The sequence below is a fragment of the Pseudomonas sp. App30 genome (assembly GCF_047947025.1).
In the GTDB taxonomy this organism is placed as follows: domain Bacteria; phylum Pseudomonadota; class Gammaproteobacteria; order Pseudomonadales; family Pseudomonadaceae; genus Aquipseudomonas.
In genome coordinates, this window is the sequence record NZ_CP133165.1 from 4,950,492 (window position 1) to 4,966,404 (window position 15,913).

The 15,913-nt window shown below is 64.1% G+C and carries 13 protein-coding genes and 1 tRNA gene; 5 read left to right on the forward strand and 9 right to left on the reverse strand.

Annotated features, from left to right (window positions below; all coding sequences use genetic code 11):
• Positions 1-182: 182 nt before the first annotated feature.
• Positions 183-1,100, forward strand: a complete 918-nt coding sequence (gene ppk2, locus RAM80_RS22910; protein WP_416422701.1) for a polyphosphate kinase 2 — start codon at positions 183-185, stop codon at positions 1,098-1,100.
• A 6-nt stretch (positions 1,101-1,106) separates the two neighbouring features.
• Here the strand turns inward: ppk2 and RAM80_RS22915 are convergent, their stop codons facing one another.
• From RAM80_RS22915 to RAM80_RS22930, 4 genes are all read right to left on the reverse strand, one after another.
• Positions 1,107-3,290 carry a putative bifunctional diguanylate cyclase/phosphodiesterase gene (locus tag RAM80_RS22915; RefSeq protein ID WP_416422702.1) on the reverse strand — a complete coding sequence of 728 codons (2,184 nt, stop codon included), beginning with the start codon at positions 3,288-3,290 and terminating at the stop codon, positions 1,107-1,109.
• A gap of 12 nt (positions 3,291-3,302) precedes the next feature.
• On the reverse strand, positions 3,303-6,122 hold the full coding sequence (locus tag RAM80_RS22920; protein WP_416422703.1) for a chemotaxis protein CheB: 2,820 nt from the start codon (positions 6,120-6,122) through the stop codon (positions 3,303-3,305).
• Between the two features lie 87 nt (positions 6,123-6,209).
• Complete coding sequence (locus RAM80_RS22925; protein ID WP_416422704.1) at positions 6,210-6,605, reverse strand: lysozyme inhibitor LprI family protein; 396 nt, start codon at positions 6,603-6,605, stop codon at positions 6,210-6,212.
• Positions 6,602-7,330 carry a class I SAM-dependent methyltransferase gene (locus tag RAM80_RS22930; RefSeq protein ID WP_416422705.1) on the reverse strand — a complete coding sequence of 243 codons (729 nt, stop codon included), beginning with the start codon at positions 7,328-7,330 and terminating at the stop codon, positions 6,602-6,604. Before RAM80_RS22930 ends, RAM80_RS22925 begins: the two co-directional genes overlap by 4 nt.
• 371 nt (positions 7,331-7,701) lie before the next feature.
• Between RAM80_RS22930 and RAM80_RS22935 the strand changes: the two genes are divergently transcribed.
• The 3 genes from RAM80_RS22935 (at position 7,702) to RAM80_RS22945 (ending at position 10,343) form a co-directional block, all read left to right on the forward strand.
• Positions 7,702-7,989: a helix-turn-helix domain-containing protein gene (locus tag RAM80_RS22935; RefSeq protein ID WP_416422706.1), complete on the forward strand. Its 288-nt coding sequence runs from the start codon at positions 7,702-7,704 to the stop codon at positions 7,987-7,989.
• 228 nt (positions 7,990-8,217) lie between these two features.
• Positions 8,218-9,396 carry a GGDEF domain-containing protein gene (locus RAM80_RS22940; RefSeq protein WP_416422707.1) on the forward strand — a complete coding sequence of 393 codons (1,179 nt, stop codon included), beginning with the start codon at positions 8,218-8,220 and terminating at the stop codon, positions 9,394-9,396.
• A 119-nt stretch (positions 9,397-9,515) separates the two neighbouring features.
• The gene (locus tag RAM80_RS22945) at positions 9,516-10,343 is read left to right on the forward strand and encodes an isocitrate lyase/PEP mutase family protein (RefSeq protein WP_416422708.1); all 828 of its coding nucleotides are present in this window, start codon (positions 9,516-9,518) and stop codon (positions 10,341-10,343) included.
• A gap of 71 nt (positions 10,344-10,414) precedes the next feature.
• On the opposite strand, the gene RAM80_RS22950 is transcribed toward RAM80_RS22945, so the two are convergent.
• The 5 genes from RAM80_RS22950 to RAM80_RS22970 form a co-directional block, all read right to left on the reverse strand.
• Positions 10,415-10,957 (reverse strand): GNAT family N-acetyltransferase, encoded by a 543-nt coding sequence (locus RAM80_RS22950; protein ID WP_416422709.1) that lies wholly within the window; start codon positions 10,955-10,957, stop codon positions 10,415-10,417.
• The gene (locus tag RAM80_RS22955; protein ID WP_416422710.1) at positions 10,914-11,243 is read right to left on the reverse strand and encodes a DUF1778 domain-containing protein; all 330 of its coding nucleotides are present in this window, start codon (positions 11,241-11,243) and stop codon (positions 10,914-10,916) included. Before RAM80_RS22955 ends, RAM80_RS22950 begins: the two co-directional genes overlap by 44 nt.
• Positions 11,244-11,620: 377 nt before the next feature.
• Entirely contained in the window at positions 11,621-12,739 is a 1,119-nt protein-coding gene (locus RAM80_RS22960) for an acyltransferase family protein (RefSeq protein WP_416422711.1), read from the reverse strand.
• A gap of 865 nt (positions 12,740-13,604) precedes the next feature.
• A complete protein-coding gene (locus RAM80_RS22965; RefSeq protein ID WP_416422712.1) occupies positions 13,605-13,883 on the reverse strand; it encodes a DUF3077 domain-containing protein in 279 nt (92 codons plus the stop codon).
• Positions 13,884-14,650: 767 nt separating this feature from the next.
• A tRNA-Leu gene (locus RAM80_RS22970) sits at positions 14,651-14,735 on the reverse strand.
• Positions 14,736-14,844: 109 nt separating this feature from the next.
• On the opposite strand from RAM80_RS22970, the gene queA reads away from it, so the two are divergent.
• Positions 14,845-15,909, forward strand: a complete 1,065-nt coding sequence (gene queA / locus RAM80_RS22975; protein WP_416422713.1) for a tRNA preQ1(34) S-adenosylmethionine ribosyltransferase-isomerase QueA — start codon at positions 14,845-14,847, stop codon at positions 15,907-15,909.
• Positions 15,910-15,913 lie beyond the last annotated feature (4 nt).

Consider the following 15,913-nt stretch of genomic DNA (forward strand, 5'->3'; position numbering starts at 1 on the left):
CAGCTGCCGCCAGGCGGCGTCTGGCTACGGCGCGGTGTTCGTGATGGTGCAGGTGGGCCTTTTGGACGCGGCCTGGCGGCCGCTGCTACGGGGTGATAGGCCGGTGCTGCCAGGCTTAACCACCCGGTCACAAATTCTCCCTATCATCTCGGAAACGTCCGACATCCACGGGAGAGTCCATCATGCACGCCAGCGCCGATACCCTGATGCATCGCATTCACCGCGAGCTGGTCGACCACGGTGACGAAGAGCTTGAACTTGAGCTGCTGGACGATGGCTTCGACTTCGATGAGCTGTTCGACAACAACATCCCTGAAAGCCCCGAGAAGCATGCGCGCCGGCAGTATTTTGCCGAGCTGTTCCGCTTGCAGGGCGAGCTGGTGAAGTTGCAGAGCTGGGTGGTGAAGACCGGCCACAAGGTGGTGATCCTGTTCGAAGGCCGTGACGCGGCGGGCAAGGGCGGGGTCATCAAGCGCATCACCCAGCGCCTCAACCCGCGGGTGTGCCGCGTGGCGGCGCTGCCGGCGCCCAACGACCGCGAACGCACCCAGTGGTATTTCCAGCGCTACGTGTCGCACCTGCCGGCCGCCGGCGAGATCGTGCTGTTCGACCGCAGCTGGTACAACCGCGCGGGCGTCGAGAAGGTGATGGGCTTCTGCAACGACGAGCAGTACGAGGAGTTCTTCCGCAGCGTGCCGGAGTTCGAGCGCATGCTGGCACGCTCCGGCATCCAGCTGATTAAGTACTGGTTCTCCATCTCCGACCAGGAGCAGCACCTGCGTTTCCTCAGCCGCATCCACGACCCACTCAAGCAGTGGAAGCTCAGCCCCATGGACCTGGAGTCGCGGCGCCGCTGGGAGGCCTACACCAAGGCCAAGGAAGTGATGCTGCAGCGCACCCACATCAGCGAGGCGCCGTGGTGGATCGTGCAGGCCGACGACAAGAAGAAGGCGCGGCTCAACTGCATCAACCACCTGCTGTCGCAGATGCCGTACGAGGAAGTGGAGCACCCGGCCATCGAGCTGCCCCAGCGCGAGCGCCAGCTGGACTACACCCGCAGCCCGGTGCCCGAAGAGTTGATTGTGCCGCAGGTGTATTGAGCCGGCCTACCAGTGCGACCTGGCTTGCCAGTCGTTGATCCAGCCCAGCACCGCTTCGGCGGCCATGGGCTGGGCGATGCCAAAGCCCTGGGCCAGCTCGCAGCCCATCTGTAGCAGGCGCCTGGCCTGGGCGGCGTTGTCCACGCCTTCGGCGATGATCTCGCGGTCGAAGGCGCTGGCCAGGCCCAGGATGGCCTGCAGGATGGAGATATCCTGGGGGGCATCGAGCATGCCCTGGATGAATGACTGGTCGATTTTAAGCTGCGCCACCGGCAGGCGCTTGAGGTAGCTGAGCGACGAATAGCCGGTGCCGAAGTCGTCCAGGGCGAAGCGCACGCCCATGGCCGCGCAGGTGCGCAACGTCTGCGACACGCCTTCGATGTCCTCCAGCGCACTGGTTTCCAGGATCTCGATCATCAGCATGCGCGGGTCGACGTCCGGGTGCGCGGCCAGGCGCTCGGTCAGGTTGGCGACGAAGTCGGGGTGCTGCAGCTGGCGGGCACCGACGTTGACGCTGACCGGCACCTGCACCCCTTGCCGCTGCCATGCCTGAATCTGCTTCAGGGCGCCGTCCAGCACCCAGTCGCCGATCACTTCCGACAGCGCGTTGCTTTCCACCAAGGGCAGGAAACTGTCAGGCAGCAACAGGCCTTTTTCCGGGTGCTCCCAGCGCAGCAGCGCCTCGGTGCCCACCACCAGGCCGGTGCGCAGGTTGACCTTGGGTTGGTAGTACAGCCGCAGCTCCTGTTCGCGAATGGCGCGGTCGATACGGTCGAGGCGCGCGTTGTGGCCGCGCAGGTCGAGGTCGTGCTGGGCATCGAAGACGTGAAAACGGTTCTTGCCGGCCAGCTTGGCCTGGTACATGGCCTGGTCGGCCTGGCGCAGCAGCTGGTCGGCGCTGACTTCGCCCTCCTGCGGGTAATAGCTGACGCCGATGCTGGCGGACAGCTCGATGGGCAGCGCACCGATGTGTACCACTTCGCTGGCGGCGGCCAGCAGGCGTTCAAGCATCAGCGCGCTGTCGCACACATGGTCGAGGTCGACGATCAACGCCACGAACTCGTCGCCGCCCAGGCGCGACAGGGTGCAGGCATCACGCAGGGTGTGTTTCATGCGCCGGGCCACGGTGGTCAGCACGCGGTCGCCGGCCTCGTGGCCGTGCAGGTCGTTGATGGCCTTGAAACCGTCCAGGTCGAGATAAGCCAGGGCCAGTTTGCTGCCCGCCTGCAAGGCACGGGTCATGGCCTGCTGCAGGCGGCTGGCCAGCAACACGCGGTTGGGCAGGTGGGTCAGCGGGTCGTAGTGGGCGATGTATTCCAGCTGGCGCTGGTGTTCGTGCAGTTCGGTGACGTCGGTGAACAGCGACACGTAGTGCTGTACCCTGCCCTGTGGGTCGAGGATGGCGGTGATGGTCTGGCGGGTGGCGAAATTCTCGCCGTTGCGCCGGCGGTTCCACAGGTCGCCTTGCCAGTGGTGCGTTTCGCAGAGGCTGCGCCACAGGTCGGCATACAGGCCCGGCTCGGTCAGGCCCGAGGCCAGGAAGCGCGGGTTCTGGCCGAGCGCTTCGGCCCGGGCGTAGCCGGTGATGGTGCTGAAGGCGTCGTTGACCTCGACGATCGTGCCGCCCGCGTCGGTGATCATGATGCCTTCGCGGGCATGGGTAAACACGCTGGCGGCCAGGCTCAGGCGGCTTTCCAGCTGCTGGCGGGCGGTGAGGTCGGTGATGCTCACGCGCACGCTGGGCGGCTGGCTGGGGTGCTGCACGCAGTTCAGCCGTGCCCGCCACAGGCTGCCATCGGCGCGGCGCAGGGTCAGCTCGCATTCCTCGGGCTGGGCGCCACGGCACATGCGCACGAACACCTGCTGCCAGCGGTCGCGGTCATGGCTGGCCACGCGGCTGGCGAAGCGGCGTTGCAGCAGGCGCTCGCGCGCGCAGCCCAGCAGGCTCTCGCCTGTGCGGTTCACCGCTTCGATCACCCCTTGGGTAGACAGGGTCAGGTAGCCCACCGGCGCGTGCTCGTACAGGTCCAGGTACAGGTCGCGGGAGGTCTCCAGGGCCAGGTGGGCGTTGCGCAGCTCCTCGTTCTGCATCTGCAGCTCGACCTGGTGCATCTGCAGGTCGTACAGCAGCTGCGTGTTGCCGGCCTGCACATCCTGGGGTAACGCCTGTGCAGGTGTCGGCAACTTCATGGAGCAGACCCTCTAGGTTTTCGACGGTTGGAGTTGCATGGCCAACAGGATCAGGTGTGGCCGCGCGCCGCTGCCGGCGACACGACGGGCGTTCAGGGTGATGGTGTGCGGGCCGCCGCCGGCCAGCACCTGCTCCACCACAAACCCATCGAAACTGGTGTTGTCCTGCAGAATGGTACCTAACTGATTGCGCAGTGCCACGATATCCCATTGGCCGTTGCCCAACTCATATAGCCGACGGCCAGCAGTCTGCGCCGGCCCGGTGTGGAATTCACGATAGTACGAGCGGCTGGCCGTCACCACCCGCAGGTCATGATCGAGCAGCAAAAGCGGTTCGATCACCGTGTCCACCATGGCTTCGGCCAGCTCGCGGGCGGCCTGGATCGCCTGTTCGTTGGCCACACGGGCATTGATGTCGTGGAAGGTCATGACCACGCCGTCGATCACGTTGTCCAGGGTGCGGTAGGGCAGCAGGCGCGCCATGAACCAGTCGCCGGTGGTGGTGCACAGCTCTATCTCGCGGGGTATCAGGGTGTCGAGCACCTGTTGCGCGGGCACCAGCAGGTCGAGGTTGTCCAGGTACGACGTGATGTCAGCCAGCGGCCGCCCGACGTCCTTGGGGATCAGCCGGTAGATTTTCACCGCGTCGCGGGTGAAGCGGCGGATGGTCAGGTGGGTGTCGAGGAAAATGGTGCCGATGTTGATACTGTCCAGCAGGTTCTTCATGTCGTTCTGCATGTCGCCCAGCTGCTCGATCTTGGCCTGCAGCTCGGCGTTGACGGTCACCAGCTCCTCGTTCACCGATTGCAGCTCCTCGCGCGAGGTCTCCAGTTCCTCGTTGGAGGACTGCAACTCTTCGTTGGTGGATTGCATTTCCTCGTTCGCCGAGCTCAGCTCTTCGTTGGCGTCCTGCAGCTCGTCGATGGTGGCCTGAAGGTTGGCGCGGGTGTAGGCCAGGTCGCGCTCCAGGCGCGTGACGTTCTCGGGGCTTGGCTGGCTCAGCGACTCGCTGCTGGTGGCAGGCGCACCGGGCAGGTCCTGGAAGGTAATCAGCAACAGGCGTTCGCCCTGGGCGCTGTCGGCCAGGCGCCGGGCGCTGACCTGCACCTGGCGGTTGATGCCATCGGTGGTGACGGTCAGTGGCTGCGTCAGGCTGCCGTCGGCCGCTTGCTGCACGGCGTTGCGCACGGCCAGTTGCAGGCCTTCGCGGGCCATGTCGATGACGCTCAGGCTGGGTTGGCCGGGCGCCGGGCGCAGGTAGTTGCCCGTGTCGCCGTGGATGTAGAGGATGGTGCCGGTCAGGTCGGTGACCACCGACGCGGGGCCGAAGTCCTGCAACAGGGCGCGGCGGGTGAGTTCGGCGATGTTGCTTTCACGGGTCATTTTCGCGGGGTGTTCCGGTAGTTTGGCGATCCGTTCGGGCACCCAGGACAGGCTGCGGTTCAACGGCATGGAGGCGGGCATCGTACCCTTGATGGCCCGGTACAATTTCCACTTGCGATGCAGCGGCGAGAACAGCGTGGCGTGGCCGCCGATGCTCTCGCTGGGGGACAGGAACAGCACGCCGCCCGGCTTCAGTGCGTAATGGAAGCTGGGCACCAGGCGGTTCTGCAGCGCGTGGCCCAGGTAGATCATCAGGTTGCGGCAGCACAGTAGGTCGAGCCGGGTGAAGGGCGGGTCCTTGATCACGTTCTGCACCGCGAACACGATCATCTCGCGGATTTCCTTGCGCACCCGGTAGCCAGCTTCCTCCTGGGTGAAATAGCGCTGCAGCCGGTGCGCGCCCACGTCCTCGGCGATGCTGGGCGGGTACAGCCCGGCCCGTGCGGTGGCGATGGCGTCGGCGTCGAGGTCGGTGGCGAAGAATTGCACGGTCAGCGGCTGGTCGCGGCCCTGCAGCAGCTCGTGCAGCAGGATGGCCAGTGAATAGGCCTCCTCGCCGCTGGCGCAGCCGGCCACCCAGATGCGCAGCATCTCGTCGCGGCCCTTGGCCGCCAGCATGGGCTGCAGCACCTGCGCCTGCATCACCTGGAACGCCAGCGGGTCGCGGAAGAACTGGGTGACGTTGATCAGCAGCTCGTTGAACAGCAATTGCGCCTCGCTGGCGCTGGTTTCCAGCAGTTGCACGTAGTCGGCCTCGCTGGCCACCTGCTGCACCTGCATGCGCCGTTCGATGCGCCGGGCGATGGTGCTTTTCTTGTACTGGGTAAAGTCGTGGCCCGTGCTTTGCCGCAGGTGCAGCAGAATGTGTTGCAGGGCGGTATTGGCCACCGGCAGCGGCTCGCTGAACAGCGCTCCGGCCATCTGCACCACGGTCAGCACCTGGGTGGCATTGCCGGCCTGGATCACGCTGTCGGGCATGCCGCTGTAGGCGGCTTCCTCGGGGGATTGCACCAGCGTCCTGCCGCCGTGGTCGAGAATGGCCCGGCAGCCACGGGTGCCGTCACTGCCGGTGCCGGACAGCACGATGCCCACCGCGCGCGCACCGTGTTGCTCGGCCAGGGAGGTAAAGCAGGTGTCGATCGGCCGGTGCTGGCCGGCGGGCTGCTGGCGCGGCCCCAGCACCAGGCGCTTGCCGGCCAGGCGCAGGTCGTGGTTGGGCGGAATCACGTACACCGTGTTAGCCAGCAGGCGCGCGCCGTCAGTGGCTTCCAGCACGGCCAGGGTGGTGGCGCGGCCAAGAATCTCGGCCAGCAGGCTGGGGTGGTCGGGGTCCAGGTGCTGAATCACCAGGAAGCAGGCGCCCGAATCCCCCGGCATCAGGCGCAGGAAACCTTCCAGTGGCCCCAGGCCACCGGCGGAAGCGCCGAGGGCGACGATGAGTGATGACACGGTGGGGCCTGCGGTGGCGGGGGAGAGGCTTATCTTAACGGGTTTGATACGCGGGTGCGTCAAACCTGTAGCCGCTGCCGCAGGGGGTCACGGCCCCAGGTAGGCCTGCAGCTCCTTGGTGCGCTGTTCGGCGTGGGCCCGCTTGCAGCCCAGCGCCGCCAGCCCGCGGATGGTGCCCGAGGCGTTCACCTGGTACACCGCGTCGCAGTCGGCGTCGCGGAACTTGATCCACGCGCGCTGGGCCACCTGCAGCTTCTGGCGCATCAGGCTGAACTTGTCCGTGGCGGTGTCGGGCTGGCCCAGCCGTTTCAACAGCTGCTGGTACGCCGTGTTCAATTGCGCCTCGGCGGCGTCCGCATCCAGCGCTGCGCACTGGGTCATCTGCACCGTGGTCGACGCGTTGGCGCAGTCGGGCTTGGGTTCGCTGGCGGCGAACGCGCCCGTGGCCAGGCTGCCGAGCACTAGGAGTACAAATGTTCTCATCGGTGCGCCCCCACCAGCAACAGCATCGGCCGCTCCACCTCATCGGCCAGTGCCGGCACCGCCGCCAGCTGTTGCGCGGTGGGGCCCCAGTCCTCGATATGCGCCAGGGTAAAGCCGGCGTCGATCACCGCGTTCAGCAGCGTGCCCAGGGTACGGTGCTGTTTGACCACGCCGTCGGCCAGCCAATTGGTCACTCGCTCGCCCTCGCGTTGATAGCTGTCCACCGGCCAGGTCTTGCGCCCGTCCGCGGTGGTCAGCCAGTCCGGCTGGCGCGCGGCCATGAAAATCGGGTGCTCGATGGAGAACACCAGGTGGCCGCCCGGCACCAACGCCTTGTGCGCTGCGGCCAGCAGGCCGGGCAGGTCCTTGAGGTAATGCAGGGTCAGCGAGCTGTAGACCAGGTCCACGCTGCACTCGGGCAACACCAACTGTTCCAGGTCGGCCTGGGCGTACTGGATGCGTGCGTCGCCGGTGGTGGCGCGGGCGCGCTCCAGCATCTTCTGCGACACGTCCAGCCCCAGCACGCTGCGCGCGCCCTGTTCGGCGGCCCAGCGGCAGAACCAGCCATAGCCGCAGCCCAGGTCCACCACCCGCACCCCGTGCATGTTCGGCAGCATGGCCTGCAGCGCCGGCCACTCGGCGGCGCCGTCCAGGCCGTGCACCGAGCGCCCCAGCTGGGCGTAATTGGCGAAGAAATCCGGGTTGTCGTAGATGTTCTGGGTCATGGGCAGCGGTCCTTGGCGTTTTCCCAAGCGTACTACAGCCATGCGGGTGCGACGGAGCCTATAGTGTAATAGCCAATGTCTTACACGCCGTGCTTCCAATCGCCTCTATGGGAAACCCGCCCGTGGCCTTAATCTACGTCCAACAGCTGAGGCAAAGGAGTTGCCCGGCGTCAGGATGACAGGCCACGAAAGGATTCACTTCGACAGGGAGTTGAATGGGCCAAAACACGAAACCCGCTTCGGCGGGTTTTTTGTTGGGTGCGATTTGCGCTTCTGTTCATATACGGAAATAGTCTGGGTATTGTTGGGTTGTACGGCTTTGCGTAGGCTGCCTGCCTCGTTGCTCAAGCGACTCAAACACGAGGTACCCAATGGACGCTGAGATGGAACAGTTCCAGCGTGATTTGCTGACCTCGGTTCGCCAGATGAAGGCAGGCCACGCAGCACGAATCACCCCTGTGGCGTTGTCCCGTGCGGCTGAGGCCCGTTCGCGGGTTGGCGTTTCCCAAAGCGTTTTTGCCAAGCTGCTCGGTGTGAGCCTGCGTACCTTGCAGGATTGGGAGCAAGGTCGCGGTCAGCCAACCGGGGCGGCGCAGACGTTGCTTCGCGTTGCCAGCCTGCACCCCGAGGTTTTGCGCGAGTTATCTGCGCTGGATTGACTAACCGAGCCTGGGTAGTGCCACCAGCCACCAGCGCTCACCGCCTGCCCGCAACCGCCGAAAATTACCCGCCCGATCAATAAAGATTCCGCCCGCGCCGCCGATGGCACAGGCGACAGCGTGTCGCAGAAGGCCGTCATCCGAAAACTTGACCAGGCTCTCCGAAAATCCGGCCCGAACGCTTACAATCCGCTCATCGCAAATGACCCGCACAGGCCTTGTCAGAACATGGCGCTCGACCCACCCACAATGTTGACGATCACCATCGCCCTGGCTGCCGCTGCCGCGCTGTACCTGGCGGTGGAGTGGGCCAGCGTGCGCTCGCCGTCGCTGCTGCAGTGGAGCGCCGGTTTCGCCATCATCACCGTTGGCTCCACCCTGGCCCTGCTGCGCGGCAGCGGCCTGCTGGTGGTGGGCATCTGGTTCGCCAACGGCCTGCTGGTGACCGCCCACTGGCTGTTCCTGCTGGGCGTGGCGCGTTTCACCGAGGCGCGGCTGTCCAAGGCCTGGTACCTGATCATCGCCATCTGGCTGGGCATGCTGTTCCTGCCCGACGGGCCCTGGTGGTCAAAGGCGATGATGGCCACGCAATCGAGCATGATCGGCCTGGTCACCCTGCGCGCCAGCTTCCTGCTGCGCCCCCACGGCAAGTCCCTCAGCGTGGGCGCCGTGCAGCTGCGCTACGTGCTGTTGCTGCACGGCCTGTTCTACTTTGCCAAGGCGCTGTCGGTGGTCATCCCCGGCACCCTGATCGACCTGGCGGCCTTCCGCGGCGAAATCATCCAGATATCCCTGGTGGAAGGCGCCATGGCGATCATGCTGATTGCCCTGTCCATGACCGGCACCGAGCGCTACCGCCGCGAGCAGCACATCGCCCGCCTGGCCGCCCGCGACCCGCTCACCGCCCTGTACAACCGTCGCGCCCTGGAACAGCGGGCGCCGCGCTTGCTGCAGGACGTGTCCAGCGCGCGGCCTGGCGCCTTGCTGCTGATCGACATCGACAATTTCAAGCTGGTCAACGACCTGCACGGCCACACCGCCGGGGACCGCTTGCTGATTGCCCTGAGCGAGATGATCCGCGCGGTGCTGCCCGAGCACGCCCTGGCCGCGCGGCTGGGCGGCGACGAGTTCGTGATCCTGGTGAGCAACGCCTCGCGCGACGCCATCGTCGAGCTGGGCAGTGCCCTGCGCGATCGCTTCCACAGCGCCGCCGCAGAGGCCTTCGCCACCCCTGAAGCGGTGACGCTGAGCATTGGCGCCAACCTGTTCGACCAGCCGCCGGCCAGCCTGACGGCCTTGATCGAACTGGGCGATGCGGCGCTGTACGAGTCCAAGCGCGGCGGCCGCGACAGCATTCGTCTGGTGGACTGGACGTGCGCGGGTGGGGAGCCGGTGCGCGCGCAGTGAGTGGCCTCTCGGTGTAGCCGCTGCCGGCAGGCTGCGCTGGCCATCGGCAACACCAGAAAACGTCGTACTCTTCGCGATCTGCTACAACTTAAACCTCTCCACTATTGGCGAGGCTTCTCATGCAAACCCTCGACAAAGCCCTGGCCTTCCAGGCCCTGCACGCCCAGCCCAAGCTCTTCATCCTGCCTAACGCCTGGGACGCCGGCAGCGCGAAAATCCTCGAATCACTGGGTTACCAGGCCCTGGCCACCACCAGCGCCGGCCTGGCCTTCAGCCTCGGCCGCCGCGATGGCGAAGGAGCCGTGTCGCGCGCCGAAACCTTGGCCAACGCCCAGGCCATCGTCCAGGCCACCCGTCTACCGGTTAGCGCCGACCTGGAAAACGGCTTCGGCGACAGCCCTGAAGCTGTTGCCGCCACCATCCGCATGGCCGGCGACATCGGCCTGGTGGGCGGCTCCATCGAAGATGCCAGCGGCAACGCCGCCGCGCCCATCTACGACTTCAACCACGCCCTGGAACGGGTAATCGCCGGCGTCGAAGCTGCACGCAGCCTGCCGTTCCCGTTCACCTTCGTGGCCCGCGCGGAAAACTTCAGCCAGGGTCGCCCGGACCTGGACGACACCATCCACCGCCTGGTGGCCTTTGAACGGGCTGGCGCCGACGTGCTGTTCGCGCCGTCGTTGCCCAACCTCGAGGCCATTCGCCAGGTGTGCGCGGCGCTGGGCAAGCCGGTGAACGTGGTGATGGGGCTGGCGGGGTCGAAACTCACTGCCCGCGAGCTGGAAGGGGCAGGGGTGCGCAGGGTCAGCCTGGGCAGCTCGTTTGCCCGGGCGGCGCTGGGGGCGTTGTTGCGGGCGGCGCGGGAGGTGAGGGATGGCGGGACGTTTGAGTTTGCTGATGAGGCGCTTGGGTTTCGGGAGGCGAATGGGGTGATGGGGGCTCAATAATGTGCAGTACGCTCATGCCGTAGCCTGTGTTGGACGAGGCGGCGCAGCGGTCGAGGTATTGGCAATCAGAATCAGCCCTCGCATAGCGCAGCTATGATGTCTTGGATAGGGATATACATCGGGGTACTGGTGGCAGTGGAAGGCTCCTCCAGGGCGGTGAACCCGAACATCTCGGAATAGAAGGTTGCTTTACCGGGCGCGGCATCCAGATAGACACCCTTCAAGGGAATCGTCCGGTGCACTGAGACAGCCTTGGTAAATGCCTCGAGCATCAAGTCGGTGCCAAGCCCACGGCCTTGATAGCGTGAGTCCACGGCAATCATGATTATTTTCGCGACGGGAAGCTGTGGAGGTTGATTGGACCTTAAGAACGTTTTTACCCGCGCTTTGTCGAGTAAGGCGAAACCCAGCGTCATGAAGCCGATGAGCGTCTGGGACTCGTCAAATAGGCCGGTAGCATGCAGGTTCTCTGCCTTGATAGCCCTCTTCAGGTTTCCCGAAGTCACGTATTTGTCGAGGACGGAGTCTCCACAGTTAAACGTTTTCGGCAGAGTTACAGTGTCCAAACCCTCATTCAGATTTACCTGGGCGTAGGTCAGGTCCGGATCGCTCATTTCTGCTCCTGAAAAGTTTTACCAGATTCTCGTGGGGCTTTGGGGCTTCTGCGCTTTGTTGATTTAACTCATGGGCGCGGGCGAAGGCTTTTTCCGAAAGCTCAATGCGTTGGTAGGTCTCCATGACGGCTTCGGCTTTTTCGAAAGCGGATGCCAGGATGAAAGACGTCATGTCCAAACCGGAAATCGCAGCAGCCTTGCGGATGAATTCCTTCGCAAACTCTGTGGTTTTCAGATCGAGCCTGGCGGTTTTTGCACCTTTAAGTGTCTCTGCTGAAAAAGACATCGTGCTGTTCCTCGGGGGTATTGACTATAAGTTGATGCATGTCCTGTGGTGCTTACATCTGATTTCTCGGGAACAACACCCCGGGTGGGGGTTCCTGGTGATTCCTTCCTTGGGGGGTGGCATCTACGATCGGAGGCGTTTGACTGCAAGTGCGTCCGGTACGTACAACTGACGTACAGGTTGTATGGTAGTGGCAGGTCGGGGGCGGCGTCAAACGACGTACGGCTATAGTACGTATGTGATTGTGTCGGGAGGCTGGAGTGCCGCGGAGCCCTTCAAGGCGCCGACCCAGTTGCTACGCGGACGGTAGAGCGCTCCGGCCAAACCCCAGGCACAAAAAAACCGACTCAGGGCCGGTTTCTCTGCTGCAACTCCAATCATGATCGATTGCTGGTTTCCTGAGGCACCTGCAACTCAGGAATGAACGGCATGGGCGCACGCGCTTTGCCGTTGAGGCGTTTGCCCAACTGCATGAAGGGCCACTCGACGTAGTGGTAGCTCACATGGGCTGCCAGGAACGCAAGGCCGGTAGCCACGAGTGCCAGCAAAAGCGACGGCTTGGCACTGCCCAGCCAGTAACCCGCCAGCAACGCCATGCTGGGGTGCAGCAGGTACAGTGAATAACTGCGGGTGCCCAACCACAGCAGCAGAGGCTGCTGTAGGCGCACGCGCTGGGTCAGCACCAGGAAGCTGCCGATGGCCAGGGCATAGGTGAACAGGTAACGCAGCCAGTACTCACCCAAGCCGGTGTCGAAGCCGTAGGCCGCGTAGAAGGTCGGCGGCAGCAGCACGCAGTAGGCGCCCAGCAGCGCAACAGCGCAGCGTTTGGTGGTGGCGGTGGCCTGGCCCAGTATCCAGTCGCGCCAGATCGAGCCGAACAGCATCAATGAAAGCCCCAGCGGCAGGGCGACCGGCAACTTGCGGTGAAGCAGCATGCGCGCCATGCCCATGGCCAGCGCAACCAGCAGCAGCCCCAGCGCGCAGAGGGCGCGGAACGCCGTATCGTGGAGCCTGCTCATCAGCATCAGGCCCAGGCACAGGGCGTAGAACACCCACTCGATGAACAGTGTCCAGTACAGCCCCACCACGTCGTCGTAGCCGAAAGCTGACTGCAGCATGGTCAGGTTGGCCATGATGGCGCGGCCGCTCGGCAACTCCGCGCCGGTCAGCGCCAGCATGGCGACGAACACCGCCATCGATAGCCAGTAGGTGGGGTACAGCCGCAGCCCACGCGACACAATAAAGCGCCGGGCCCCGCCAGGGCCGGGGTGCAGGCTGAACGGGATGACCACCCCGCTGAGCAGGAAGAACCAGATGACCCCCATCTTGCCGATGTCGAGCAGGAAGTGGTCAGGCAGCGACCACGCCCCTAGGGAAGGCAGCCACAGGTGGGTGATGACGACCAGGACTGCAGCAATGCCCCGGAGGGAATCGAGGTAGGCAAGCCGATTCACGCTTTTTTCCTGGGCCGGGATTGGCGCGTCGATGACTGTCATGGGAAGTTCCTTTATAGAAGCAACCACACGCGCCCCGGGAAGGGGGAGGCATGTCAGTGGGCGATTAACCCGTAAGCCTGGCCCGGGTTGACGAAGGTGGGGCAAGTCGCAAACGCTGCGCAGGGGCATGGGACCCCGTGATTGGCAGGTTGGCGTTGAAAACGGTGGGGCACGCTACCGCCAAGGGCGACGTAGGCGCAGGTGTTCACATGTTTGAAGGGAATGTGGAAGCCGGATTGGCTTCGCTTCAGGCCTGCAAGACTGTGCAGAAACGGGGGAACGATTGATGCCTGATAGGGACATTTAAGGTGTTACCAAATGCGTCGTCAATAGGTTTTGTCAAAGATGCGACGGAGTGGGTGTCTGCTCCGCCTATTCATCATTTCCGAGCGGGCAAGGAAGGCTGACAACACCTCTCCATCAGGCCATGGCACGTTGCAACAAATGTAGATGCTGCCGCCAGGCTGCGTCGCGCCGCGCGGGCGGCGCTCGATTTCAAGAGCGGCAAAACAGCACCGGCTAGCACTTGGTGGTCGTGACGCAATCTCTGGCCGTAACCTGCGAAGAACGCCCGATGTGCCTGACGTGCAACCGCATCAGGGCGCGAAGGCGCATGCCTTGGTTTTTCTGTCGCTCTCAAGAACGAGCGCCGCCCGCGCGGCGCGACGCAGCCTGGCGGCAGCATCTACATTTGCTGCACCGTGCCATGGCCTGTGGGATCGGCGTTGCCAGCCTTGTGTGTTCGGCGCGAGGTTGCGGGGAATGTGGGAACCAGCGCAGCGTGCTGGAGACGCAGAAAACTCCAAACCCACCCGATCTAAAAACGCCGAACCAGCTGCTAATCCAGCCCAGCGTCACAACGCAATCAGCCTGCGTTGCTGTATGCCACCGGTATCGTCAGGTCATGCACGATTGCCTGTGCCATCTCTCCCAAATAAGCCGCTGCCCACGCCAGGTGAGGACCGTCGTCGCCCATGGCGGCGTCTGTCATCAGTTGGTTGGCGATGAGTTGCAGGTTGGCGCTGTGGGCCAGCGCATCCACGAGCGGGACGTCGGGGTTGACGGTGAACAGTGGGGTGGCGGTGGGGCCGCAAGGGGCAAAGGTGGTTTGGCCTTGGGTTTGGTGCGGGGTTGGATCGGTCATTGGGTAGTATCCGTTCTGTAGGTTAGACCGGCACCGCCTGCCGCCAAGCAGGTTTGGGTGACGGATTGCACAAGGTTGGCGGACCGGACAGAACGAACCGGCACTTGCGAACAAGTCCCTGCGCAACCCGCCATAGATCTGCATCCGGGCAGGGGTTAGCCGCCTGGGTGAGGATTGGGGGTGTTGCGCGTTCTGAACGGACCGCCAAGTCCGTGTCGCTGGTTAGCGACGGCGGAAGGGTAGCGTGTAGGGAGCGGAAGGACAATATCTATCTAAAGCGGGCAAACAAGGCTGGCGACGCCATCCATCAGGCCATGGCACGTTGCAACAAATGTAGATGCTGCCGCAAGGCTGCGTCGCGCCGCGCGGGCGGCGCTGGATCTCAAGAGCGGCAAAATAATACCGGCTAGCACCTGGGGGCCGTGACGCAATCTCTGGCTGGAACCTGCGAAGAACACCCGATGTGCCTGACGTGCAACCGCATCAGGGCGCAAAGGCGCATGCCTTGGTTTTTCTGGCGCTCTTGAGATCGAGCGCCGCCCGCGCGGCGCGACGCAGCCTGGCGGCAGCATCTACATTTGTTGCAACGTGCCATGGCCTGTGGGATCGGCGTTGCCGGCCTTGTGTGCACGGCAAGCGGTTGTGGGGAATTGCCAACGGTTCGAGATTTGCGGGGGAATGTCAGGCCCAACCAAATCCCAGGCACAAAAAAACCGACTCAAGGTCGGTTTCTCTGCTGCAATCCCCGGTAGAAGGGATTTGAATCTTGGTGCCCCGAGGGAGACTCGAACTCCCACTCCTTTCGAAAACGGATTTTGAATCCGCCGCGTCTACCAATTCCGCCATCAGGGCTCAATGGCCGCGGAGTATAGAGAGGCCTCGACCGTTGGTCAACTCTCCTGCGTGGTCAATTTGTGCGTTTTGGGCTAAACTTTGCGGCCCTGTCGAACCGAACTCCATCATGCGCGTCGCCGATTTTTCCTTCGAGCTTCCCGATTCCCTGATTGCACGCCACCCGCTGGCCGAGCGTCATGGCAGTCGTTTGTTGACCCTGGACGGGCCCAGCGGTGCGCTGGCCCACCGTCAGTTCACTGATTTGCTGGAGCACCTGCGCCCCGGCGACCTGATGGTGTTCAATAACACCCGGGTCATTCCTGCCCGTGTGTTCGGCCAGAAGGCCTCCGGCGGCAAGCTGGAGATCCTGGTGGAGCGCGTGCTGGACAGGCACTCGGTGCTGGCGCACGTGCGTTCCAGCAAGTCGCCCAAGCCGGGCTCGATGATTCTCATCGACGGTGGTGGTGAGGCCGAGATGGTCGCGCGCCACGATGCGCTGTTCGAGCTGCGCTTCAACGAAGAAGTGCTGCCGCTGCTGGACCGCGTCGGCCACATGCCGCTGCCACCTTATATAGACCGCCCCGACGAAGGCGCCGACCGCGAGCGCTACCAGACCGTGTACGCCGAGCGTGCCGGTGCGGTGGCGGCGCCTACTGCCGGCCTGCACTTCGACGAAGGGCTGCTGGCGCAGATCAAGGCCAAGGGCGTGGAAAGCGCCTTCGTGACCTTGCACGTGGGCGCCGGCACCTTCCAGCCGGTGCGTGTGGAAAAGATCGAAGATCACCACATGCATAAAGAGTGGCTGGAGGTGAGCCAGGAGGTGGTGGACGCGGTAAACGCCTGCAAGGCCCGTGGTGGCCGTGTGGTGGCCGTGGGCACCACCAGCGTGCGCTCGCTGGAAAGCGCGGCGCGCGACGGTGTGTTGAAGCCGTTCAGCGGTGACACCGATATCTTCATTTTCCCGGGCCGGCCGTTCCATGTGGTCGATTGCCTGGTGACCAATTTCCATTTGCCGGAATCCACGCTGTTGATGCTGGTGTCGGCCTTCGCCGGTTATCCCGAGACCATGGCCGCCTACCAGGCTGCCGTGGCCAACGGTTACCGCTTCTTCAGTTACGGTGATGCCATGTTCATCACCCGCAATCCGGCGCCCCGCGGTCCAAGCGAAGCGGCGCCAGGGGATCACGCATGAGTCG